Source organism: Cyanobacterium stanieri LEGE 03274, assembly GCF_015207825.1.
Lineage (GTDB): Bacteria > Cyanobacteriota > Cyanobacteriia > Cyanobacteriales > Cyanobacteriaceae > Cyanobacterium > Cyanobacterium stanieri_B.
Map to the genome: position 1 here is coordinate 52,744 of NZ_JADEWC010000015.1, position 24,969 is coordinate 77,712.

The window sequence follows — 24,969 nt, forward strand, 5'->3', positions numbered from 1 at the left end:
TCAACCCCTAGTAAATAAAATCCCGATTAAATCTAAATAAATTTCTCGTGATTACAAAGAATTAAAAAGACTCTCTAAACGGGTTTTAGCAACACCTTTTTTGTGCAATAATAACCAACTTTGAATTAAGTCAGGGCCATGTAATTCCCCAGTTAAACCAGCACGTAAGGAGCGCATGACTAAACCTTTTTTAACCTTTAAATCCTTGGTTACTTGCTTAATAATTCCCTTGGCATCTTCTTCTGTTAAATTCTCTGGAGTATTTGAAATCACCCCACCCAAAACATCTTTAACCCCTTCTTGGGAAACAAAATCCTTGGCTTCATCACTGAGGGTAATATGGGAAGCAAAAAATAAAGCCGTTTCTTTTACCCCATCTGTTAAACGGGTTAAGCTAGTGGAAATTAAAGCTGTTAATTCTAATAACCAGTCTTTTTGGGTTTCTACATCAAACTGATAACCAGCCTCTTGCCAATGGGGTATTAAGGCGGTTAATAATTCCTCAGGGGGCATATGATGTAGATATTGACTATTAATCCAATCTAATTTATCCCAATCAAATTTTGCCCCTGCTTTATTTACCCTTTCTAAACTAAATTTTGTTGCTGCTTCTTCAAGGGTGAAAATTTCTTCTCCGTCGGGGGAAGTCCAACCCAGTAATGTCATATAATTCACTAGGGCGGGGGCGACAAAACCCATTTTTCTAAAATCGTCAATGGAAGTAACCCCATCACGCTTAGAAAGTTTTTTACCTTCAGGATTGAGAATTAAAGGGGTATGGGCAAATTCAGGAACTTGACTCCCAAGGGCTTGGTAAAGTAAGATTTGTTTGGCAGTATTGGCAATGTGATCTTCTCCTCGAATAACATGACTAATATTCATGTCCATATCATCTACAACCACTGCTAGGTTATAAAGGGGTTGCCCAAAGGTGTCTCCTTCTGAAGCCCTAGCAATTACCATGTCTCCACCTAAGTCGCTTCCTTGCCAGATAACTTTACCTCTAACTAAATCATTCCAAACAATTTGCTGATTATCTTCAATTTTAAATCTAATAACGGGTTTTTTTCCTTGGGCTTCAAATTCGGCAATTTGTTCGGCGTTTAGGTGGCGATGACGGTTATCATAACGGGGGGCTTGATTGGCGGCTTTTTGTTTTTCCCGCATTTCGTCTAATTCTTGGGAGGTGCAGTAGCAGGGATAGGCTAATCCTTTATCTATTAAGGTTTGAATGGCTTGACGATATTTATCTAGTCTTTCGGTTTGGAAAAAAGGCCCTTCATCCCAGTTTAATCCTAACCATGTTAAACCTGATTTGATGTTTTCAGTATATTCGGCCCTAGAGCGCTCTATGTCGGTATCTTCTACCCGCAGGATAAATTTACCTTTTTGGTTACGGGCATACAGCCAGTTAAAGACGGCGGTGCGCGCTGTGCCTATGTGTAAGTTTCCTGTGGGTGAGGGTGCTATTCTAACTCTAACTGACATATGATAATTTTTTTATGGTGTTTTTTTCTGCAATTTTTTATTTTATCTTTAAATGTGAGGGGTAAATGTTGGTTGCTGAAGTTTTTTTTATTTATAATTTCTTTTTAGGTTTTAGGTGCGATCGCCCTTAAATTAGTTGTATTTTATTAATCAATTTCAGTCCTTGTGAATCATCACAGAGAATATATTGCTCACCCATGGACAATGAAAATATTATTTTTGATAAAGATTTTTTCTTTAGTTGTATTGTATTTTTTTATACGAATACCCTTAATATATTAATAAATATAACCATGTAATTCATAGATATTTAAGAAAACTAAAAAAAAGTAAAAAAAATATAAAAAGTCATTTTAAACACAATCAGACATAAAAATAACTGTTACAATAATGGGTATATTAATAATAATTTATCTCAATCAAGATTTAATCAAGTAAATTTATGGAAGCCAGTGGTAGGTCTAGCAACAATCAAGAAACAAACCCTAGACAGATAACAGCGAATATTTTTGGAACTACGATCGCCCTTACAACTCTCATAGTACCATTACTATTAATAAACAACTTTTCGGACAAACTACCTAATACATCCCTACAAAATAGAAATATAATGACCCTAACTCGCTAAAATAGAATATAGCAAAGCCAAAAGCGCAACATATTCTATGACAGTAACAGTAAAACTATTTGCCATCTACCAAGAAATATATCAAAAATCCGAGCTAACCTTGGAAATCCCAGAAAATACTACCGTAGCTGATATATTACAAGAAATAACCAAGGAAAAAACAGCCTTGCAACCATGGGCAAAAATTACCCGCTTTGCTGTCAACCTTCAATTCGTCTCCCCCAATTATATTCTTAACTCTGGAGATGAATTGGCTTTCATTCCTCCCGTCAGTGGAGGCTAATAAACTATCTTCCAGGCAAATAAAGACGCTTGAGAAAAGACATATCAACGTTACTAAAATTTACACTAAAAGCAACATTCACCTTTTCCAAACTCCTTACTAACCACATTGCCCCATCCTTAGTAAAAGACTCATAATGATTAAAAAGAATTGAAAAGCGTTTTTCCAAATAAGGCTTCAAACGATTACAAGTTAAAACCAATTTTAAAAATAAACCAACGGTTTTAGTCGTACCCATATTACTAATCATATCCATGAAAACCAAATGATTAGGATTTTGAGGACTTTCCACAATTAAATAATTAAAAATCTGACTATAGGTGCGAGTTTTCAAAAACTCATCAGGTCTTTTATTATTGTACTCTGGATACAAACCTTGAAACTGTTCATAAAGTCTCTTATTAAAACTATTCTTACCATATTTCCCATCAATGGACTGGGTAATATACTCATAAAGATTATCCTTAAATATTTGATAATTACGCACCCCTTGGGTATGGGCAAGGAAACTGCGAGAGACTTCTTGGTAAGAGTAACCATTTTCCGCCGCCCCCACATATTGTTTTAAACTGCGCCCCAAATCCCTCTTACTTAACAGGGTAGGATTTTCCACAGGGGTAATGATACGAGAATCAATAGCTTCTCCATTATCTCTTTTTTGAGCTACCCTTAATTGATAGGTAACAAAGCGAGAAAGATGGGTTTCAAACTTTTTCTCTAATTCGTGCTTAACCTTGTGTACTGTTTGTTGTTGCTCAATGCTACTACCTACCCCTAATAGACAATGATCATATAAATAGGGATAACGATTAATTAAATTTCCGAGGATTTCTTCTTTTTTCTCCTCTTTTTTCATTTTACCTTCCCCAATGACATTGGCAAGGCGTTTTAGTTGTTTATAATAGTCACTGTCAATAAACCCCCTAACACAGCTACGCAATTGCTCAGAAAATGTACGCACATAGCCACGGTGAAGACTTTTGGGTACATATTTAAAACAGTTAATTAAATCAACAATATACCCTTGGGTTTGGGGAGACAACTGCCAACGGTTAACCAGAATATGACAACAACGATTTAAGATCAAAGGAAATTGTTCTGAAGATTGGGGATTACCAATGATATTAGCTAAACATTCCCACACTTTTTGATCATCATAACCTTGAGCCTGAATAAATAATCTGTGGAATCGTTCGATTACTTGTTCTGGGGTTTCGGTTTTGACGCAGTATAATAAGTGATCAAAAAGGTATTGTTCTGAGCCACCATTATTAAATTGTTTATTCTTTGACAATTTTGGAATATTCACGGCAGTTCATGGTATGTTGTGGGTAGTATCTTATTCTAATTATGTTTCTATTTTAAACGGTAATTTTATTTTTTATCTCTGTTAAATTACCCATTTTTTACCCAAAAAGTTTATCCTATGTATCAGTTAAAATACTGAATTTTACTTTATTTTTTTTATGAATTTATCTTTAAATATTGCCAAAATCAGTGAAATTACTGAGTCAGTTTATGAAGCTCAAGACGGTGTAATCATAGAGCAACCATGGGAAGGGATAAGCACCGATACAAGGAGTTTGAGAAGGGGTGAAATTTTTGTCGCTTTGAGGGGAGAAAATTTTGATGGTCATAATTTTTTAAAAGAGGCGGTAACACAAGGGGCGATCGCCCTTATAGTGGATGAAAATCACGTAAGTAAAGAAGCATTTTCAGTGCCAATTTTGAGGGTGAAAGATAGTTTAGAAGCCTATCAAAAAATCGCCCATTGGTGGCGAGAACAATTGAATATTCCCATTATTGGGGTGACAGGTTCAGTGGGAAAAACTACCACAAAAGAGTTAATTAGTGCCATATTAAGCACCCAAGGAAAAGTATTAAAAACCGAAGCTAATTATAATAATGAAATCGGCGTTCCCAAGACCCTTTTAAGCATAACAAAAGAAGATAATTTTGCAGTAATTGAAATGGCCATGCGAGGGGAAGGAGAAATCGCTTTACTTACAGATATAGTCAACCCCACCATCGGTTTAATTACCAACGTGGGAACGGCGCATATTGGTAGGCTAGGATCTCGGGAAGCCATTGCCCGGGCTAAGTGTGAACTCCTAGGACATATGAACCCTGAAGGGGTAGCAATTTTAAATGCTGATAACGAACTTTTGATGGCAACGGCGAGGACGGTATGGCAGGGAAAAACTGTCTCCTATGGCTTAGAAAATGGCGACTTTAGAGGGGAAATAGTAGATGATGACAAAATTGAGGTAAATGGTGAAATTTACCCCTTACCCTTGCAGGGACGCCATAACGCCTTGAATTATCTAGGGGCGATCGCCCTTGCCCATGTGCTTGAATTAGATTTAGAACCCCTCAAAGCAGGAATTGAAGTAAATATGCCCAAAGGAAGGGCAAAACGCTATCATCTCGATAACGACATCGTCATTCTTGATGAAACCTATAACGCTGGGTTTGAATCCATGTTAGCTTCCTTAGAGTTATTGAAAAATACCCCTGGGGGTCGAAAAATAGCCGTTCTTGGCACCATGAAAGAATTAGGAGAATATTCCCCCGCTCTCCATCATCAAGTGGGAGAGAAAGCCGCAGAATTGGAGTTAGACTTGGTGCTGATTTTAGCCGACGAAGAAGATACCAAAACCATTGCTTCTGGTGCTAAAGCCATCGCCACAGAAATTTATGAAAACCATGGGCAACTCTTAAATCGGGTTCAACAGGTAATGACTAAAGGCGATCGCATCCTATTCAAAGCCTCTAATTCCGTTGGTTTAAGTGCGATCGTAGAGCAACTAATTTAACCATCCCAAGGGTAGGTTTTCCCTACCCCCATTCCCTAGCTCAAACCATCGAAAAAAGCCATAAAGTATTATAATATTAAGGTGTAAGTCATATAAACGAGCTTTCACAACAACCCCATCAAGCTATGCTAGAATCTCAATCTCCCAACCTCAACATCCACAGCAGTTACCCCCAATCCATTAACGCCATCAGGACAGAAAACATCATCAACAATGCCACCGTCCCCATGGTAGTAGAATCCTCTGGCATGGGTGAAAAAGTATTTGACGTTTACTCCCGTCTTCTTCGGGAAAGGATTATTTTCCTCGGCACAGCCATTGATGACAAACTAGCCGATTCCGTAGTCGCACAACTACTATACCTCGAAGCAGAAGATCCTAAAAAAGACATCTACATCTATATCAACTCCCCCGGTGGTTCAGTATATTCAGGCATGGCCATCTACGACACCATGCAACAAATAGAACCAGACGTATCCACCATTTGCTATGGTATTGCCGCTAGTATGGGAGCTTTTCTCCTCGCAGGAGGCGCGAAAGGAAAAAGACTCGGTTTACCCAACTCCCGCATCATGATTCATCAACCCTTAGGAGGTGCGCAAGGACAAGCCAGTGACATCGAAATTCAAGCAAAAGAAATTTTATATATTAAGCAAAGATTAAACGAAATTATTACCCATCATACAGGACAACCCTTTGAGCGGATTAGTGAAGACACCGAAAGAGATTTTTATATGTCCTCCACTGAAGCAAAAGAGTATGGCATTATTGACGATATTATTTTACGAGAAGGGGTAAGTCTGCCCTTGAATCGCAAAGATATTGACCTATCCGAAGCCCTCATGTAACAAAAAAACACGGCATAATCATCGCCCACGGTTTGCCATTAAACTATATTACCCGTTTACTCACAACCTATAATTTTTCCTCCCTCGATGTCTTCTTCATAGAAGTCAATTGTTAAAATAGTAAAAAAAAACAGCCTTATGTCTAAATACGACTCCCATTTGAAATGTTCTTTTTGTGGGAAATCCCAAGAGCAAGTACGCAAACTAATTGCAGGGCCTGGGGTCTATATTTGTGATGAATGCGTGGAACTATGCAACGAAATATTGGATGAGGAGTTAATGTCCGCTCCCCCACCTAACAAACAAATGCTTAAAGGAAAGCCCTCCCCCACCCATGGCAAAGAATCTGGCTCATTAACTCCCCTTTCCCTTGAAGACTTACCCAAACCCAAAGACATCAAAGCCGAATTAGATGAATATGTTATCGGACAAGATGAAGCCAAAAAAATTCTCTCCGTAGCCGTTTATAACCACTACAAGCGTCTGAGTGTTAGAGAAAATCAAGATTTAGTTAGCGACAATGAAGACTCCATCGAGTTACAAAAATCTAATATCTTACTCATTGGACCCACGGGATCTGGTAAAACTTTATTAGCTCAAACCCTAGCTAAAATATTGGATGTACCCTTTGCGATCGCCGATGCCACCACCCTCACCGAAGCAGGTTACGTAGGGGAAGACGTAGAAAACATACTCCTTAGACTCCTCCAAGTCGCCGACTTAGACTTAGAACAAGCCCAACGAGGAATCATCTACATCGACGAAATCGATAAAATTGCCCGTAAAAGTGAAAACCCCTCTATCACCAGAGACGTATCAGGGGAAGGAGTACAACAAGCCCTCCTAAAAATGCTCGAAGGTACAGTGGCAAACGTTCCCCCCCAAGGAGGAAGAAAACACCCCTATCAAGACTGTATAACCATCGATACCAGCAATATTTTATTCATCTGTGGTGGAGCTTTTAGCGGTTTAGATAAAATCATTGAACAAAACCACCAACAAAAAATCCTTGGCTTTGAAATTCCCGACGACAATCAAACCAAAGAAGAAAAAATAGCTAACGCTGCCAGACAAATGCAAACCGATGATTTAGTCAAATTTGGCTTAATTCCAGAATTTGCAGGACGTTTACCCGTCGTTGCTGTCCTAGATTCCCTCAACGAAGAAGCCCTTATGGCTATTCTTACCCAACCCCGCAACGCTTTAGTTAAACAATATCAAAAACTACTAGGTATGGATGATGTTATTCTCGAATTTGAACCAGAAGCCATCAAAGCTATCTCCCAAGAAGCCCATCGCCGTAAAACAGGAGCTAGAGCATTACGAGGTATCGTTGAAGAAATCATGCTCGATGTAATGTATGAAGTACCCTCCCGTAAAGATTTAAGAAAATGTTTAATTACTAAAGAAATGGTTGAAAAACGGAGTACCGCTGAGTTATTATTACACCCATCATCCCTACCTACTCCCGAATCAGCTTAAAATATTATGGTAGCCACTAGAAATCCTGTACCCCCATCCCAAGTAGTCCAACACCGAAAAAAACTATTAAAAGAAAGAGCTGCCCGCAATCGGATTATAGCCTGTCGCTTTTTTGTAACAATCGGTATCGCTACGGGGGCTTTTTGGTGTCTTACCCATCCTAGCTGGGTACTCACTAGTAGTGAACAAATCAAGATAGATGGTAACGAACTACTCTCAGATGATGAGATTCGTAGTCTAATTCCCTTAAAATATCCCTCACCTATTCTAACTCTCTCAGGGCAACAATTAGGAGAAAAGTTAGGGCAACAAACCCCTTTACATAATATTACTATCACCAAAAAGATATTACCCCCTAGTTTAACTATCAGGGTAGAAGAAAATCTTCCCGTAGCCATGGCTTATGGACCAAAGCAAAATGAAAATGGACAAGTTAACATCAGTCATTTAGGCTTTATTAGCGCTGATGGTATATTTGTGGAAAAGGGAATGTATCAAAATTTAGAACAATATCCCCATAAGACTCCTAAACTCAAAGTTCTTGGTAATCCCTCATTATATCTCCCTTACTGGCAGGATTTATATAGTCTGTTAATTTTTTGTGCTGTACCCATCCAAGAAGTTGACTGGCAAAATCCCAATAACATTATCCTCAGCACAGATTTTGGTAAAGTTCACCTAGGCCCTTATACCTCAAAATTACCTCAACAATTGCAAACCTTGGCGGAAATTACGACTATCACTCAAAAAATTCGTCGGGAAGATATTGTTTATATCGATTTGATTAATCCTAATCAACCTCTGGTTAAGGAAAAACCTCAACCAAACAAGGAAAATAATTAAATTTATGGAGATAAGTTTCTAATGAACTGAGTTTAAAAGATTAACTACTTTTTGATAGAAAGCTCTATTTACTTGACGATATTCCTCTAAGATATGAGGATAAGTAGGACATTTATTGACTAAATCTGACCAGCTCTCCGTAGAACAAAAAAGATAATTACCATATCCAATTTCTAAATTAATTTTATTCAAAAAAGTATTTTTAAAAGGTCTAAATTTAAACCCAGATTTTTTCCATCGGTTAACAGGATAGAGATATGGGGAGTGTTTTAAAGTAGCAAATTTTGTACTAAAGGGAAAAGCTATCACTTTCTTTCATAATAAAACACCCCAATAAGCACCATGATAGGAACTTGTCAGAATAGTTTTACTAGAGCCTAAAAAATCTAAAACTTCTTCTACACTTTGAGTATTATGAGTCATACGAGGCAAATGGGGGATATTCAGTTGATACTTACGATGGGAAAACACTACTACATCATGTTTTACTTGTCTTTTTTGATCAAAACTGGGGTGCATACAACTTGCACAAGGTAACCAGTGATAATTAAACCCTGTATCTCTAATACCAATTAAATCAAAATGTTTTAAATAACGTGAGTAATTAAATTTATTTTTATCTATTTCTAAGTTTTCTAATAAATTTTCTTCATTTTTATCACTCGAAGAATATATCTGTTGCCCCACCCCCCAGATAATTAATTTGCCTTTAAAAAGTGATTTTAATTCTTTCATTTGATTAAAACTACCGAGAAAAGTTTTAAAAAAAAGACCGCCCCCACCGACAATTAAATGATATTTAATTTTTCCTGCATTTTGTTTGATTTCATCAAGACTAATAGAACCACTAAAACTAGACTTTAGTGTAGCAAAATTGGGATCTATGGATCTAATATCAAGAGTTTCTACAGGATAATTAAATTTAAAATAATTTAGAGGAGAAGATGCCAAATCACCTATATTGTTAGGATCAATGGCATGGATATTAACAATAATGTTTTCCATAGATTTTAAAAGATTTTAGTCAATCTAAGTATAAAGATAACTGTAGCTCATTTGTATGGGACATTTGATTTCTATTGTTTCTCAGTTCCCTTGTAAATGTTAAAGTATAATAAACCGTCAAAACAAAGATTAAACTGATATAGTTTAAATCACATTAATCAGCGCCCCCAGGGCCAATAGCGAGAATCACAACTGGAGAAAAAATCAACAATGGGAAGAGTCGTTGGTATAGACTTAGGAACAACAAACTCAGTAGTAGCTGTCATGGAAGGTGGTAAGCCGTTAGTAATTCCTAATTCTGAGGGTAGTCGCACCACTCCTTCCGTCGTCGGATTCAATAAAGATGGAGAATTAGTTGTGGGGCAAATGGCCCGGCGCCAAGCGGTATTAAACCCTCAAAATACTTACTATGGCATCAAGCGATTTATGGGACGCAAATATGGGGAATTAACCGAACAATCAAAACGAGTACCCTACACCATTCGCCGTGATGAGGTTGATAATATCAAAATCCGTTGCCCTCGCATCAGAAAAGAATTTGCCCCCGAAGAAATTTCGGCGATGATTTTGCGTAAACTGGCCGAGGAAGCGGAAAGATATTTAGGAGAAGAAGTTACGGGCGCTGTTATTACTGTACCTGCTTATTTTAATGATGCCCAACGTCAAGCCACCAAAGATGCTGGGAGGATTGCAGGATTAGATGTATTAAGAATTGTTAATGAACCTACGGCCGCTTCCCTTGCCTACGGTTTGGAGAAAAAACGCAGTGAAAAAGTTTTGGTGTTTGATTTGGGGGGTGGTACTTTTGATGTATCCATTCTCGAAGTGGGAGAGGGAGTCTTAGAGGTGCGCTCTACTAGCGGTGATACTCAATTGGGGGGAAATGATTTTGATAATAAAATTGTTAACTATTTGGCTGAGCAATTTTTAGAACAAGAAGGGGTTGATTTAAGGCGCGATCGCACCTCCCTGCAAAGATTAACCGAAGCCGCTGAAAAAGCCAAAATCGAACTATCAGGGGTGAGTAATACCGAGATAAATTTACCCTTTATCACCGCCACTGAAGATGGCCCCAAACACATCGAAACCACCCTCAGCCGAGCCAAATTTGAAGAAATTTGCGGAGAGTTAGTCTCTAGGCTACGACGCCCCATCCAACGCGCCTTAAAAGATGCAGGATTAAGCCCCATTCAAATCGATGAAGTGGTATTAGTGGGAGGCTCAACCCGTATTCCCATGGTGCAAGAATTAGTACGTAGTTTTATCGACATCGAACCCAACCAAAATGTTAACCCTGATGAGGTTGTGGCCGTTGGGGCAGCCGTTCAAGCGGGAATTTTGGGAGGAGAGGTCAAAGATATTTTGCTCCTTGATGTGACCCCCTTATCTATCGGTGTGGAAACCATTGGCGGAGTAACTAAAAAATTATTACCCCGTAATACCACTATTCCCGTGAGACGCTCGGATGTTTTTTCTACCTCCGAAAACAATCAAACCTCCGTAGAAATTCACGTCGTGCAAGGGGAAAGGGAAATGGCAGAGGATAACAAATCCCTTGGACGTTTCAAATTAACGGGAATCCCTCCTGCGCCCCGGGGAGTGCCTCAAATACAAGTTGCCTTCGATATTGATGCCAATGGTATCTTGCAAGTAATGGCTAGGGATAAAACCACAGGCAGAGAGCAAAGCGTGGTAATTCAAGGAGCTTCAACCCTTTCTCAGCTCGAAGTTACCCGCATGATGCAAGAAGCCGAAGAATATGCCCGAGAGGATAGAGAAAGAAGGGAAAGAGTGGAGAAACGTAATCGAGCTAAGGCTTTAACCGATCAAGCCCAAAGAAGATTGCGAGAAGTTACCCTCGATTTTGGTAGTCAATTTACTAACCCCTATCGTCGAGATATTGAGTCTTTATGTCGAGAAATTCTTGATAGTTTGGAACAAAATGACGATCGCAAATTAGACCGTAATCAAGCTGACCTACAAGATGTATTATACGAGTTGAACCGAGAGGTAAGACTACAATATGATGATGAGGAAGAAGGCTTCTTCGAGTCTATCAAGAAAACCTTTATCGGCGATGATGAGGATGAGTTATATAATCCTCGAGATTCAAGAAATATTTATCGTCAAACGGATTCTACTCTTTACGGTGGTAGAATGTCCTCTGGTTATGACCGTGGTTATGGTGGTAACAGTGTTAATGATTATGATTATGGTGCAGGGCTTTCCTCTCCTCCTAGTCGTCGCCCTCCTTCACGCCCCGCGCCTCCTCCTAGCCGTAGGGGTTATGATGATTATCCCGAAGATGTCAATTATCGCTCTCCCCGTAAACGTGATATTCCCTACGAGAATGATTGGGATGATGATGAGTGGTTTTAATATCATTTTCCACATATCAAATATTTTGTGAACTTTGTTGGTGGAGTTGCCGTCTATAGGGGCGTAGTGCTAATTAATTGTGCTATTTTTATCCAATTTTTGAAATCATAAAACTATTTTCTGTGGAAACCATGAACAACATTAAGTCATTATTCTCCAAATTATCCGTAAGTGCGATCGCCCTTATTTTTGCCACTAATTTCACCCTACCATCAAACGCCTTAAACACTGAGGTGGAATCAGAGTCTAAAACCAATAATTTGGCTCAAATGAATGAAGAAGGGCAAATGATGATGGAGGAGTCACCCTCAGAAGAAACCATGGAAATGGGATTTAAAGTGATGACAGCAATGTTATCGGGGAATAATATTTATCCCCAACCCGTTACAAGCAACGCAGGGGGCGTAGCAGTGGCAATTTTAAGCGAAAACAATACCCTAATGGTGTACGGTAGCTTTAATGGTTTAAGTAGCCCTTTACGAGACTATGAAAGCGATCCCTTAAATCCTCCTAATCCTGATGTAACTTCTGCAGTACACTTACATTTGGGTACTCCTGAAGAAAATGGAACTTTTGTGGATGCTTTATCTGTCACTACCTCAGAAAATGGTTTAAGCGGCCTTTTCACTGGTACTTATCAATTATCCGATGAGCAAGTAATGGCTTTAGGGGAAGGTAATTTATATATTGATATTCACACAACTATGAATCGTGGTGGTGAATTAAGGGGAATTATCCAAGAATAATTTTATAGCAATTAAATATTAGGTGTTGTGTATTTTGTGTTAGGTATTATCCCCGAATTAGGTTGATTAAATCATTTCATCACTATAAATATCAACTTGAGTTGGGAATAAAATTTATATCTTAAAAGGTGTCGGATATTAGGTGTTAGGTTAAAGAATTTACCATGATAAACCGCTAAAAACTATTACCCATTCCCCATTCTCTACCCTAACTGAAAATATATCTATCAAACATCAGATATAATAGTAAGATTGCAGACAAAATAAAACTTGTTTATGGTAGAAAAAAAACCAATTAAAGTTATAAGTGATAATCGTCAGGCGAGATACCTATATGAGATTTTAGATACTTATGAAGCAGGAATTCAGCTAGGCGGCACAGAAGTAAAATCCGTTAGGGCTGGAAAAGTGAATCTGAGGGATGGATATTGTTTAATTCGTAATGGGGAAGCATGGTTGATGAATGTTCACATCGCCCCCCATCAAACCGCAGGGCAGTATTTTAACCATGAACCTAAGCGCGATCGCAAATTATTGTTACACAAAAAAGAAATCAATAAATTAATCGGTTTATTAGAACAAAAAGGATTAACTCTTATTCCGCTGAAAATGTACATCAAAGGAGATTGGATTAAAGTAAATCTTGGTTTAGGTAAGGGTAAGAAACTCCATGATAAACGGGAAACCATCAAACGCCGTGATGATGAGCGACAAATGGCAAGGATGATGAAACGATATTAAAAATTGACCATGGAGGACAAAAATTGACAATTGACAATGGACAATTGACAATGAATGATTATACTTAAAGCGTTACTTTGAGTCATAGATAATGAGTTAATTTCTTAATCGAAAAGACTAACTATTCATTATTAATTATCAATTATTAATTATCAATTACTATTCATGGCTTCCATTTCCCAGTTACACAAACAGCTTATCAATAAAGAACGTTCAGCGGTAGAAATTACCCAAGAATATCTTAATACCATCGAGAAACTAGAACCCCAAATAAAAAGCTATCTTCATATCACCAAGGATTTAGCCCTAAACAGCGCTCAAAAAGTTGATGAAAAAATCGCTAGGGGAGAAGAAATAGGCACCCTAGAAGGCATTCCCATCGCCGTGAAGGATAATATGTCCACCAAGGGCATTCCCACCACTTGCGGTTCAAAAATCCTCGAAGGGTTTACCCCTAGCTATGAATCCACCGTCACCCAGAAACTCCATGACCAAGGGGCAGTAATTTTAGGTAAAACTAACTTAGATGAGTTTGCCATGGGAAGCTCTACGGAAAATTCAGGTTATCAAGTAACCGCTAACCCTTGGGATACCACCCGAGTGCCGGGGGGGTCTTCTGGAGGCTCTGCGGCCGCCGTGGCTGCCGATGAATGTGTGGTTTCCTTGGGATCTGATACTGGGGGTTCAATCCGTCAACCTGCCTCTTTATGTGGGGTTGTGGGCTTAAAACCTACCTATGGTTTAGTGTCTCGTTTTGGGTTGGTGGCTTATGCTTCTTCATTGGATCAAATTGGGCCTTTTGCTCACACTGTAGAGGATGCAGGTATTTTGTTAAGGGCGATCGCCGGTTACGACTCCAAAGACTCCACTAGCTTAAAAGTAGAAATCCCTGACTATAGCAAATCCTTTACCACTGACTTAAAAGGCTTGAAAGTGGGCATCATCCGAGAAACCTTTGGGGAAGGATTAGATAACGTCGTCGCCGAAGCCGTTAACCAAGGCATCAAAGAATTAGAAAAACTAGGTGCGCAGGTAAAAGAAATTTCTTGTCCCCGTTTCCGCTATGGTTTACCCGTTTACTACATCATCGCCCCTAGTGAAGCCTCCGCCAACCTCGCCCGTTATGATGCGGTTAAATATGGCATCAGAAGCAAAGCTGATAACCTTATGGATATGTACACCCAAACTAGGGCGCAAGGATTTGGCAAAGAAGTAAAACGTCGTATCATGTTAGGTACCTATGCCCTTTCTGCCGGTTATTACGACGCTTATTATCTCAAGGCGCAAAAAGTGAGAACTTTAATCAAACAAGACTTTGACAATGCTTTTGCTGATGTGGACGTGTTAATTTCCCCCACCTCTCCCACCACTGCTTTTAAGGCCGGAGAAAAAACTGATGATCCTCTTACTATGTATTTATCAGATTTAATGACTATCCCTGTTAACCTCGCAGGTTTACCCGGTATGAGTATTCCTTGCGGTTTTGATGGTCAAAATTTACCCATCGGAATGCAGTTAATCGGTAACGTGTTACGGGAAGATGTTTTATTTAAAGTCGGTTACGCCTTCCAACAAGCCACCGACTGGCACACCAAATCCCCAAATTTGGGTTAATTTTCCCCTAAATTCCCACCCCTCTGTCTTCGACATCTCCCCTTTTATGGGGAGAAAGGGAAACTATTTGAATGGAAATTAATTGTCCATTGTCCATTGTCCATTGTCAATTGTTAAGTTGACCCTTAAACGCTAATTAGGTTATGGTAAAAATAAAAATATTCAGATAAAAAATAGATATAAAATGGATGGATTAACCTTTTTTCAAAATAGCGCTGGTAAGTGGCGATCGCAACGTACAACCCACCATCTACCCTTCCGCCGTGCCGAAAGTGGAGGCTCAGAAATCAGAGTAGAAACCCTCGATAAAAATAATCCCAAAATCAAAGAAATCTGCGAAATGCACCAATTTGATCCCGAAAAATCCGTGGGAGGCTCTTATGTCACTTGGGATGGTGCCATGGCATGGGATAAAGAAGACGAAAGCCACAAAGGAGAAACCGTCTTCGCCCTCATTCCCGAAGCTGATAACCCCCGCCAAGGGAAATTACTCAGGGAAAGAGGTTACGCCGAAATCGTACCTGTTGCGGGAGAATATTACCTTGATGATGAAGATGCCTTGGTTTTAACCACCGAATACGAAACCATGACAATCCATGAGCGTTTTTGGTTTGTGAGCGATGATGTTAGATTACGCACTAGCACCGTACAAAGATTTGGAGGTTTTAACACCGCTACTTTTTGTATTGAAGTAAGGGAAAAATCTGAAGATGAAAAAACCACCCAACCCAATCTTGATTCCTTATTAGACTCCCCCGCCATAACAGGTTGGTAAGACTAAACAAAAAGAGTTTTATTCCCCCCGCAAATTCGGCAGAAGTGATTCAAAGTAGGAATGCAACAACGCTTAAATCTTTACCAGTATTAAAATACGGCTTTTTAGCAATTTCAGGATTAAGAAGTAGTTAAAAATGTTTGGGTTATCCATTGATAACCATAAACCATTAAAAACTATTTCTCATTGCCTATTCCCTGCCCTAACCAACAAATTTTAGAATAAATCAAACCTGCACAAATTCGGGGAGCTAGGGGGGGTAAAATCTTTACAACTCCCTACAAAAATTATATAAAAAAAGACTGTTTCTATTATTAATAAAATATTTTAAAAAATGAGTAATTCCACAGATGTAAAAGCCCTCGCCAGACTAATGGCGGCTGACTTTAGTAACGAACCTCAAGCCATAGAAAACCCTCCTTTCTTTGCTCATATTCGGGTATGTATGCGCCCCTTACCCCATTCCCTATTCGGGGAAGTTAGTTTTTTCCTAGAACAAGCCTACGACTTTTTACTTTCTCAACCCTATCGTTTAAGGGTATTTACCATTAAAGCAGTGGATGATCATCTTGAGTTAGAACACTATAAACTTAAAGAAGAAAAGGAATTTTATGGAGCTTCTCGCAACCCTGAAAAGCTCAAAGACTTGACCCTTGATCATCTTGAAAAAATGAACGGTTGTGATATGATTGCCCAGTGGACAGGGACTCATTTTAAAGGTCATGTTAAACCGGGTAAGGCTTGTATTGTGGAACGTAAGGGCAAAAAATCCTACCTTGATAATAGTTTCGAGATTGACGAAAATAAACTCATTAGTTTTGATCGTGGCAGAGACTTGGAAACTGACGAACTTTTATGGGGTTCAGTGGCCGGGCCTTTTCATTTTCAGCCAACCCAACGCTTTACCGATGAACTTTGAAAATAGGCATTGCTGAACTTGGATATGATTTTTAGTTTAGTTGGGGAACGGGGAATAGGGAACGGGGAATAGTAACAATATTTTAAATATTCAACGTTTATTGTAATTTGATAATATTTCATACCATCATCAAGCAACGTCTGAAAATAAATAGATTTACCCCCAAAATATCCTAAACTCTCATCTCTGTATCATTAGAAAACCTGATACCTAATACCCAATATCTAACACCTGACTTGTAGTTCGGAAACCCGTACAATAAAACCCATTGCTATGGTATGATGATTTCGGTTAAATTAGCACTCGTAAGGTGAGAGTGCTAAAAACATTTTCTCCGAGCGATTAAAAGTATTAATTATAGAGAAATTAAGGAGTAAACCATCAATGGCTGCAATTACCATTAATGTATCAACTGTAAAGCCCTTGGGCGATCGTGTTTTCGTCAAAGTAAGTGAAGCTGAAGAAAAAACTGCTGGTGGTATCTACTTACCTGACAATGCAAAAGAAAAACCCCAAGTTGGTGAGGTGGTCACCGTGGGCGATGGTAAAGTAAATGATCAAGGTGTTCGCACTCCTGTGGAAGTAAAAGTAGGGGACAAAGTTCTTTACTCCAAATATGCAGGTACTGACATCAAACTCGGTAACGATGATTATGTCTTACTTTCCGAAAAAGACATTCTCGCTGTAGTTTCCTAATTTTATATAAAACCCTTGAAGGTAGCTCGAAATCATCGAGCAAACTACAACCTTTTAAACCATAAAATTATTTCAACTTTTAGAGTAAATAAGCAAGAATAACTATGTCCAAGTCTATCATTTATAATGAAGAAGCCCGTCGCGCCCTAGAGCGTGGTATCGATTTGTTAGCCGAATCCGTTGCTGTTACCTTAGGTCCTAAAGGTCGTAACGTTGTATTAGAAAAGAAATTTGGTGCACCCCAAATCGTTAACGATGGTGTAACCATTGCTAAAGAAATCGAATTAGAAGATCACATCGAAAATACTGGGGTTGCTTTGATTCGTCAAGCTGCTTCCAAAACCAATGATGTAGCTGGAGACGGTACTACCACCGCCACCGTACTCGCCCACGCCATCGTTAAAGAAGGTTTACGCAACGTTGCCGCTGGAGCTAACCCCATCGCCCTCAAGCGTGGTATTGACAAGGCCACTGAACATTTAGTGGAAAAAATCGCCGCCCATGCTAGAAAAATTGAAGATAGCAAGGCGATCGCCCAAGTAGGTGCTATTTCTGCGGGTAATGACACCGAAGTAGGTGAAATGATTGCCCAAGCCATGGATAAAGTAGGTAAAGAAGGCGTTATCTCCCTCGAAGAAGGTAAGTCCATGGAAACTGAACTTGAAATCACCGAAGGTATGCGTTTCGAGAAAGGTTATATCTCCCCTTATTTTGTAACCGATGCTGAGCGTATGGAGGCAGTATTTGAAGAGCCTTTCATCCTCATCACCGATAAAAAAATCACTTTAGTTCAAGACTTAGTTCCCGTTTTAGAACAAGTTGCCCGTCAAGGTAAGCCCTTAATCATCATCGCTGAGGACATCGAGAAAGAAGCCCTCGCCACTTTAGTGGTAAATCGCATCCGTGGTGTATTAAACGTGGCAGCGGTTAAAGCTCCTGGTTTTGGCGATCGCCGTAAACAAATGCTCGAAGATATTGCCATCCTCACTGGTGGACAAATGATTAGCGAAGATGCAGGACTCAAATTAGATACTACTACCGTAGATCAACTCGGTACTGCCCGTCGTTTAACCATCACCAAAGACACCACCACCATCGTAGCTGAAGGTAACGAAAAAGAAGTTAAGAGTCGTTGCGATCAAATTCGTCGTCAAATCGAAGAATCTGATTCTTCCTACGACAAAGAAAAATTACAAGAGCGCCTCGCCAAATTAAGCGGTGGTGTAGCTGTAATTAAAGTAGGTGCGGCCACCGAAACCGAAATGAAAGATCGTAAGCTACGCTTAGAAGATGCCATCAACGCTACTAAAGCAGCGGTAGAAGAAGGTATCGTCCCCGGTGGTGGAACTACCCTAGCTCACCTCGCCCCTGGATTGGAAGAATGGGCAAAAGGCAATTTAACCGCCGAGCAGTTAACTGGTGCTTTAATTGTTGCCCGTGCTTTAACTGCACCCTTAAAACGTATCGCCGAAAATGCTGGTCAAAATGGCGCTGTAGTAGCTGAAAGAGTTAAGGAAAAAGACTTTAACACTGGTTATGATGCTGCTAACAACGAGTATGTTGATATGTTTGACGCAGGTATCGTTGATCCTGCGAAAGTAACTCGCTCTGGTATTCAAAATGCCGCTTCCATCGCTGGAATGGTATTAACCACTGAGTGTATCATTGTTGATAAACCTGAAAAGGATAAAGGTGCTGCCCCTGCTGGTGGCGGAGACTTCGACTACTAAGTTGAAACTTTATAAATAATTTTGGGGTGGGCAATATGTCCACCCTTTTTTTGTTTTTTGATTAATATTAAGTTCGGAGAATTAGTTATAAATAGATTTTGTCTTCGCCCACCGTGTAATTTATTACACGGCTAAGGGTAGTTCGTTCAATAAATTGAACTAAAATTAATAGACTTGTTGTGAATTAAATATCTGCGTATCTGAAACCCTTATCAAATAAGGACTAAATTTGGCAAAAAAACTATTTCGCAACAACTCTAATTATTTTAATGTTTAATTATTTTACCGTGGTGAGTGGATTTGGATATAATATCAAATTCGATGTAGAAAGTATATCTTCAACCGCCTTGCAATGAATTACAAGGCTAACATTTTATCGTTCAATGAATTGAACTAAGGTATGTTTTAATTAAATTATAATTATTAATTCTCCATTATTATGGCTTCTATTCCTACTGAAATAAGTAATCGAGTTCAACAGTTAAAAGCTAAATTGCAAGAGGCAAGTTATGCTTATTATGTGTTGGATAATCCCATTATGGAAGATTCAGTTTATGATCAATTTTATCGGGAATTACAAACCCTAGAAAAAGATTATCCTCAATTAATTACCGTAGATAGTCCCACTCAAAGAATAGGAGATAAATTAGATGGTCAGTTTAATTCTGTTAGGCATAATATTCCTCTTTATAGTTTGGATAATGCTTTTAACTTCGAGGAGTTAAAACAGTGGGAAAATAGATGGCAAAAACAGTTATCTAATACCGTTGATTTTGATTATATTTGTGAATTAAAAATAGATGGCAGTGCGATCGCCCTTACCTATGAAAATGGCATATTAACAAGGGGTTTAACAAGGGGTGACGGTATTACAGGAGAAGATATTACCACCAACTTACGCACCATTCGTTCTATTCCTCTCAAGCTCAAATTAGATAATCCACCTCCCATATTAGAAGTAAGAGGAGAAGCCCTATTACCCCTCCAAGAATTTGAAAGAATTAATCAAGAAAGGGCAAGAAACAAAGAAAATTTATTCGCCAATCCTCGCAACGCCGCCGCAGGAACTTTAAGACAATTAGATCCTAATATTGTTAGTCAAAGAAAGTTACAATTTTTTGCTTATAACTTATACTTAAATAGCGAAAATATTTATATTCATAGCCAAAAAGAGTCATTAGATTTATTACAACAAATTGGTTTTTTAGTCAACCCTAATTATCAAGTTTGTCAAACTTTAGAAGACGTAATTGATTATTGTAATTACTGGGAAAACAATCGTCAAAAATTACCCTACATGACCGATGGTATTGTTATTAAAATAAACTCCCTAAATCTTCAAAATCAACTTGGTTTCACTCAAAAATTTCCCCGATGGGCGATCGCCCTTAAATACCCTGCCGATGAAACCCCCACCATGGTTGAAAAAATAACCGTCAACGTAGGACGCACTGGAGCAGTGACTCCCATGGCAATCATGAAACCAGTATCATTGGCCGGAACTATCGTTCAACGAGCCACTTTACATAATTACGACTTTTTGCAACAATTAGACATTAGAGTGGGAGATACCGTGGTTATTCGCAAGGCAGGGGAAATTATCCCCGAAGTGGTAAGAGTTATCCCCGAATTACGCCCCAAAAATACTCACCCCTTCGAGTTTCCCACCCATTGTCCCGAATGTGCTTCCGAATTAGTACGCCCCCAAAATGAAGTCGTCACCCGTTGTGTAAATAATTCCTGCCCTGCCATCTTGCGAGGTAGCTTAATCCATTGGGCATCCCGTGGCGCCATGGACATTCGAGGGTTAGGAGAAAAAGTGGTTACGTTGTTAATGGAACATAAATTAATTAAATCCATTGCCGATATATATGAATTAAAAGCCTTTGAAATTGCCGAATTAGAAAGGATGGGGGAAAAGTCAGCTCAAAATTTAATCACTGCCATTGAAGATAGTAAAAAACAACCTTTTGCCAAAGTTTTATACGGTTTAGGAATTCGTTATGTGGGTGCAGTAAATGCTAAAATTTTAGCGGATAATTTTCAAGATATAAACAGTTTAGCAAATGCTAATAATACCGATTTAGAGGCAATTAATGGTATCGGCAAAGAAATTGCTAATTCCTTGTTAGAATGGTTTCGTCTTGAGCAAAATAAACAACTAATTAATCTTTTAAAAAGTTATAATCTTACCCTACAAAATGATAATACTCAAAAAGATGATGAACAATTAATACTAGAAGGAAAAACATTTGTAATTACAGGAACATTAAATCAATTAACAAGAAATGAAGCTAAAGGTTTAATTCAAAAATATGGAGGAAAAGTAACAGGCTCAGTAAGTAGTAAAACAGACTATTTATTAGCAGGAGAAAAAGCAGGTTCAAAACTAATAAAAGCTCAAGAATTACAGATTCCAATTATTTCAGAATCTAAACTTTTAACCATGCTTAACCATTAAGGTGCGCTGGATAAAAAATATTATAAATTTAAACGATTCTGTAGATTATTAATTCTATATATTTGATTATATCTATCACCGTCCCCATACCAATATTACTAGCGATGTAATGAATTACATCGTAGAAAAATATCGAGTTTTCCAATCATACAAACCCTCTGCTAACACCTTTATCCCCGTGGTAGTATAATAAACTTGCGAAAACAACCATGAGATAAACTTTTACAATGCGCATCGTCTTTTTTGGCACTCCTGATTTTGCCGTTGCAACCCTAGAAAAACTACTCAATGATAACAATCATCAAGTAATTGCCGTAGTCACGCAACCCGATAAACGTAGAGGTAGAGGAAGTAAAATGATACCCTCCGCCGTCAAAAAAACAGCATTGCAACATAATCTTCCTATTTGGCAACCTCATCGTATCAAAAAAGATCAAACTACTTTACAGTTATTACAACAAAGTCAAGCTGATGTTTTTGTTGTCGTTGCCTATGGACAAATTTTATCGTCTCAGATATTGCAAATGCCTAAGTATGGATGTATTAACGTTCATGGCTCAATATTGCCAGAATATCGAGGCGCAGCCCCTATTCAATGGAGTATTTATGACGGAAAACAAGAAACAGGTATTACCACCATGTTAATGGATGAAGGAATGGATACAGGTGCGATGTTACTAAAAGCATATACCCCTATTTCGTTACTAGAAAATAGCGATACTCTTGCCGAAAAATTAGCTACCCAAGGCGCACAGTTATTATTACAAACCTTGGCAAAACTTCCAGACATCAAACCTACTCCTCAAGATGACGCCCTCGCCACCCATGCAAGATTAATTAATAAAGAAGACTACTTAATTAATTGGAAAAACTCTGCTGGGCAAATTCACAATCAAATCAGGGCTTTTTATCCAAACTGTTTTACTACTTTCAGACAACAAAAACTCAAGATTTGTAATAGCATACCCCTTCAAGATATAGAAAATCTTGAACTTCCCCCTGAATTATTGAAAATTAAATCTTATCTATCAGATATAGATTCAGTAAAAGGAGAAGTTGGAGAAATAGTTAAAACAGTTAAAAACTTTGGTTTTATAGTTCAAACAGGTTCAGGTTTATTATTAATATTAGAGGTACAATTAGCGGGAAAAAAATTACAGTCTGCTTGGAATTTTATTAATGGTACTCACTTACAATTAGGAGAATTTTTATCCTAATTTTTTTACTTAGTATATACTATAAAATAATTTACTTTTCCAGCGCACCTTAACCCACCACACACCATTGATGTAAGACGTATTCAACACATTTATTTAGTATTAAAGGATCATTTTCTACAATGGTTTTAGCTTCTTCTATGGAATCAGCTTGAAAAATCAACATTCCCCCTTCATCTTCTTTCCAATAACCCGTTTTAGCATCATGACCTAATTTATTTAATCGGGCAACATACTCTAAATGTGCAGGAACATATTGATCAAAAATATGTTTAGCAACTATTCCTTTTTCTATTTTCACAAACCAAGGCATAATTTAAAATTTGCGGTAAAAACTATCTTTAGTATAATTTATTTTAACATTTTTTCTTAAAAAAATATTTATTTTTAAATTTATTATCTGATAATCAATATTATAATTAATCCGTAAATAATCTTATAAAAATTAAATAAGGTGACTAATATTTAACGAGTTTAGCAAGAAATAACCTGCAAGATTTATAATAAAAAATGTAATCAATTAGCTTATTATCGGTGCATAACCCTCTCCTAAAACAATTAATAAAATCCCTAACAAAACACCATGCCCCTTTCTATGCCCCCGGACACAAACAGGGAAAAGGCGCTAATGTTGCATTAAAAAAGGTTTTAGGCGAATCAGTTTTTAAAGCAGACTTACCAGAATTACCAGAATTAGATAATCTTTTTGCCCCTGAAGGAGTGCTTAAAGAAGCCCAGGAATTTGCTGCCGAAACTTTTGGAGCAAAAAAAACTTGGTTTTTAGTTAACGGCTCAACCTGCGGTATCATAGCATCTATTTTGGCGACTTGTCGAGAGGGTGACAAGATTGTTTTGCCAAGAAATGTTCATCAATCAGTAATTTATGGATTAGTTTTATCAGGGGCAATACCAATATTTATTAATCCCGAATATGATGAAAATTTTGACATTTGCTATGGCATATCTCCTCAACAAATTGAGATGGTTTTACAAAATCATGATGATGTGAAAGGGGTGATAATAGTTTCCCCTACCTACCACGGTATTTGTAGCAATATTCAAGGGATTGCCAAAATTACCCATGGTTATAATATTCCTTTAATTGTTGATGAAGCCCATGGCGCCCATTTTACTTTTCACCCTCAATTACCATCTTCTGCCCTAGCTTCGGGGGCTGATGTTGTTATACAATCTACCCATAAAGTTTTGGGTGCTTTAACCCAGGCTTCAATGCTTCATTTACAAGGAAGTTTGGTTGACGCTGATAGCCTTAGTAACGCATTACAATTATTACAGTCTTCTAGCCCTAGTTATCTTCTATTAGCTTCTTTGGAGTCAGCGACTACGCAAATGGCGAAAGAAGGTAAAAGATTATTAAATCAGACTATTGGTTTAGCAACAAGGGCAAGGGAAGTTATAGAAGATTTAGATTATTTACAAGTGCTGAAGTTGGAAAAGGTGACTTCTAGTTTTCATGATTTAGATGTTACTAGATTAACGGTTAATGTTAGTGGTTTAGGAATAAATGGTTATTTGGCAGATGAAATTCTTCATGAAAAATTGGCGGTTACCTGTGAGTTACCGTCTTTAAAAAATTTAACTTTTATTATTTCGATGGGCAATGATAATACTGATATTGATTTACTAATTCATGGGTTAACAAGTTTAAGGAAATATGAGAATAAAAACCCTCAAAAACAGCTTTTTTATGGTTGTTATAATTTTGATTCTCAGTTTTTAATGTCTCCTCGTCAAGCCTATTGGGCAAAGAAAAAAAGAGTTAGTTTAAAAGATAGTATAAATCATGTTAGCGGTGAAACAATTTCTGTCTATCCTCCCGGTATTCCTATTTTGATGGTAGGAGAAAAAATTACCATGGAAAGTTTAAATTATCTCAAAAAAATGACCATTAATGGTGCTATGATTACGGGGGCAACGGATAATAGCTTGAATACCATTACCGTAATAGATTAAGTATCGTTGCTGATTTTAGGTATGATTTCTCGTTGAGGAAGGGAACAGGATATTTCGACTTCGCTCATCAACCACGAGGAATAGATATAAAGATATTAATTGTTTATTGTCAATGGTTAATTGTCCATTGTTTACACAGTGGAGAAAGCACAAAAATATAATATATTGATAACAAATTATCCTGAATTCAAGTTATTTATTATTTGCCAATAGTTGACAATTAAAACTTAATAAAAAAGGTAAATAAAAAAATATTAGTGTTTATTTTGATTGATTAATTTAAAATTAAATATATAAAAAAGGGCGACCCGATCGCACCTTATA

21 protein-coding genes are annotated in these 24,969 nt (G+C 37.9%); 16 read left to right on the forward strand and 5 right to left on the reverse strand.

Features of this window, described 5'->3' with window-relative positions; genetic code table 11:
* Positions 1-51: 51 nt before the first annotated feature.
* A complete protein-coding gene (gene gltX, locus IQ215_RS08220; protein ID WP_193800836.1) occupies positions 52-1,488 on the reverse strand; it encodes a glutamate--tRNA ligase in 1,437 nt (478 codons plus the stop codon).
* Positions 1,489-2,153: 665 nt separating this feature from the next.
* On the opposite strand from gltX, the gene IQ215_RS08225 reads away from it, so the two are divergent.
* Positions 2,154-2,399, forward strand: a complete 246-nt coding sequence (locus IQ215_RS08225; RefSeq protein WP_193800837.1) for a MoaD/ThiS family protein — start codon at positions 2,154-2,156, stop codon at positions 2,397-2,399.
* A gap of 4 nt (positions 2,400-2,403) precedes the next feature.
* On the opposite strand, the gene IQ215_RS08230 is transcribed toward IQ215_RS08225, so the two are convergent.
* Positions 2,404-3,693: a hypothetical protein gene (locus IQ215_RS08230; RefSeq protein ID WP_206688549.1), complete on the reverse strand. Its 1,290-nt coding sequence runs from the start codon at positions 3,691-3,693 to the stop codon at positions 2,404-2,406.
* A gap of 172 nt (positions 3,694-3,865) precedes the next feature.
* On the opposite strand from IQ215_RS08230, the gene IQ215_RS08235 reads away from it, so the two are divergent.
* The 4 genes from IQ215_RS08235 (at position 3,866) to IQ215_RS08250 (ending at position 8,388) form a co-directional block, all read left to right on the forward strand.
* A complete protein-coding gene (locus IQ215_RS08235) occupies positions 3,866-5,215 on the forward strand; it encodes a UDP-N-acetylmuramoyl-tripeptide--D-alanyl-D-alanine ligase (protein WP_193800839.1) in 1,350 nt (449 codons plus the stop codon).
* Positions 5,216-5,340: 125 nt separating this feature from the next.
* Positions 5,341-6,063: an ATP-dependent Clp endopeptidase proteolytic subunit ClpP gene (clpP, locus tag IQ215_RS08240; RefSeq protein WP_193800840.1), complete on the forward strand. Its 723-nt coding sequence runs from the start codon at positions 5,341-5,343 to the stop codon at positions 6,061-6,063.
* A 138-nt stretch (positions 6,064-6,201) separates the two neighbouring features.
* Positions 6,202-7,545 (forward strand): ATP-dependent protease ATP-binding subunit ClpX, encoded by a 1,344-nt coding sequence (gene clpX, locus IQ215_RS08245; RefSeq protein WP_193800841.1) that lies wholly within the window; start codon positions 6,202-6,204, stop codon positions 7,543-7,545.
* A 6-nt stretch (positions 7,546-7,551) separates the two neighbouring features.
* Positions 7,552-8,388, forward strand: a complete 837-nt coding sequence (locus tag IQ215_RS08250; protein ID WP_193800842.1) for a cell division protein FtsQ/DivIB — start codon at positions 7,552-7,554, stop codon at positions 8,386-8,388.
* 18 nt (positions 8,389-8,406) lie between these two features.
* Here IQ215_RS08250 and IQ215_RS14330 read toward each other — a convergent pair whose 3' ends face one another.
* Both IQ215_RS14330 and IQ215_RS08255 read right to left on the reverse strand, forming a co-directional pair.
* Positions 8,407-8,580: a hypothetical protein gene (locus IQ215_RS14330; protein WP_206688550.1), complete on the reverse strand. Its 174-nt coding sequence runs from the start codon at positions 8,578-8,580 to the stop codon at positions 8,407-8,409.
* A 123-nt stretch (positions 8,581-8,703) separates the two neighbouring features.
* Positions 8,704-9,393, reverse strand: a complete 690-nt coding sequence (locus tag IQ215_RS08255) for a hypothetical protein (protein WP_206688551.1) — start codon at positions 9,391-9,393, stop codon at positions 8,704-8,706.
* A 210-nt stretch (positions 9,394-9,603) separates the two neighbouring features.
* On the opposite strand from IQ215_RS08255, the gene dnaK reads away from it, so the two are divergent.
* The 10 genes from dnaK (at position 9,604) to fmt (ending at position 22,671) form a co-directional block, all read left to right on the forward strand.
* Positions 9,604-11,772: a molecular chaperone DnaK gene (gene dnaK, locus IQ215_RS08260; protein ID WP_193800843.1), complete on the forward strand. Its 2,169-nt coding sequence runs from the start codon at positions 9,604-9,606 to the stop codon at positions 11,770-11,772.
* 131 nt (positions 11,773-11,903) lie between these two features.
* Positions 11,904-12,518, forward strand: a complete 615-nt coding sequence (locus IQ215_RS08265; protein WP_193800844.1) for a CHRD domain-containing protein — start codon at positions 11,904-11,906, stop codon at positions 12,516-12,518.
* A gap of 276 nt (positions 12,519-12,794) precedes the next feature.
* Positions 12,795-13,259 carry an SsrA-binding protein SmpB gene (gene smpB, locus IQ215_RS08270; RefSeq protein ID WP_193800845.1) on the forward strand — a complete coding sequence of 155 codons (465 nt, stop codon included), beginning with the start codon at positions 12,795-12,797 and terminating at the stop codon, positions 13,257-13,259.
* A 165-nt stretch (positions 13,260-13,424) separates the two neighbouring features.
* Entirely contained in the window at positions 13,425-14,873 is a 1,449-nt protein-coding gene (gene gatA, locus IQ215_RS08275; protein WP_193800846.1) for an Asp-tRNA(Asn)/Glu-tRNA(Gln) amidotransferase subunit GatA, read from the forward strand.
* A gap of 184 nt (positions 14,874-15,057) precedes the next feature.
* The gene (locus IQ215_RS08280) at positions 15,058-15,648 is read left to right on the forward strand and encodes a phycobiliprotein lyase (RefSeq protein ID WP_193800847.1); all 591 of its coding nucleotides are present in this window, start codon (positions 15,058-15,060) and stop codon (positions 15,646-15,648) included.
* Positions 15,649-15,982: 334 nt separating this feature from the next.
* Positions 15,983-16,567, forward strand: a complete 585-nt coding sequence (locus tag IQ215_RS08285; RefSeq protein ID WP_193800848.1) for a chromophore lyase CpcT/CpeT — start codon at positions 15,983-15,985, stop codon at positions 16,565-16,567.
* 384 nt (positions 16,568-16,951) lie between these two features.
* On the forward strand, positions 16,952-17,263 hold the full coding sequence (groES, locus tag IQ215_RS08290) for a co-chaperone GroES (protein WP_193800849.1): 312 nt from the start codon (positions 16,952-16,954) through the stop codon (positions 17,261-17,263).
* Positions 17,264-17,367: 104 nt separating this feature from the next.
* The gene (gene groL, locus IQ215_RS08295; RefSeq protein ID WP_193800850.1) at positions 17,368-18,993 is read left to right on the forward strand and encodes a chaperonin GroEL; all 1,626 of its coding nucleotides are present in this window, start codon (positions 17,368-17,370) and stop codon (positions 18,991-18,993) included.
* 439 nt (positions 18,994-19,432) lie between these two features.
* A complete protein-coding gene (gene ligA, locus IQ215_RS08300; protein ID WP_193800851.1) occupies positions 19,433-21,454 on the forward strand; it encodes an NAD-dependent DNA ligase LigA in 2,022 nt (673 codons plus the stop codon).
* A gap of 227 nt (positions 21,455-21,681) precedes the next feature.
* The gene (fmt, locus tag IQ215_RS08305) at positions 21,682-22,671 is read left to right on the forward strand and encodes a methionyl-tRNA formyltransferase (protein ID WP_193800852.1); all 990 of its coding nucleotides are present in this window, start codon (positions 21,682-21,684) and stop codon (positions 22,669-22,671) included.
* 49 nt (positions 22,672-22,720) lie between these two features.
* On the opposite strand, the gene IQ215_RS08310 is transcribed toward fmt, so the two are convergent.
* Positions 22,721-22,984, reverse strand: a complete 264-nt coding sequence (locus tag IQ215_RS08310; protein ID WP_193800853.1) for a YciI family protein — start codon at positions 22,982-22,984, stop codon at positions 22,721-22,723.
* A gap of 221 nt (positions 22,985-23,205) precedes the next feature.
* Between IQ215_RS08310 and IQ215_RS14525 the strand changes: the two genes are divergently transcribed.
* The gene (locus IQ215_RS14525; RefSeq protein WP_193800854.1) at positions 23,206-24,645 is read left to right on the forward strand and encodes an aminotransferase class I/II-fold pyridoxal phosphate-dependent enzyme; all 1,440 of its coding nucleotides are present in this window, start codon (positions 23,206-23,208) and stop codon (positions 24,643-24,645) included.
* The last annotated feature ends 324 nt before the right edge of the window (positions 24,646-24,969 follow it).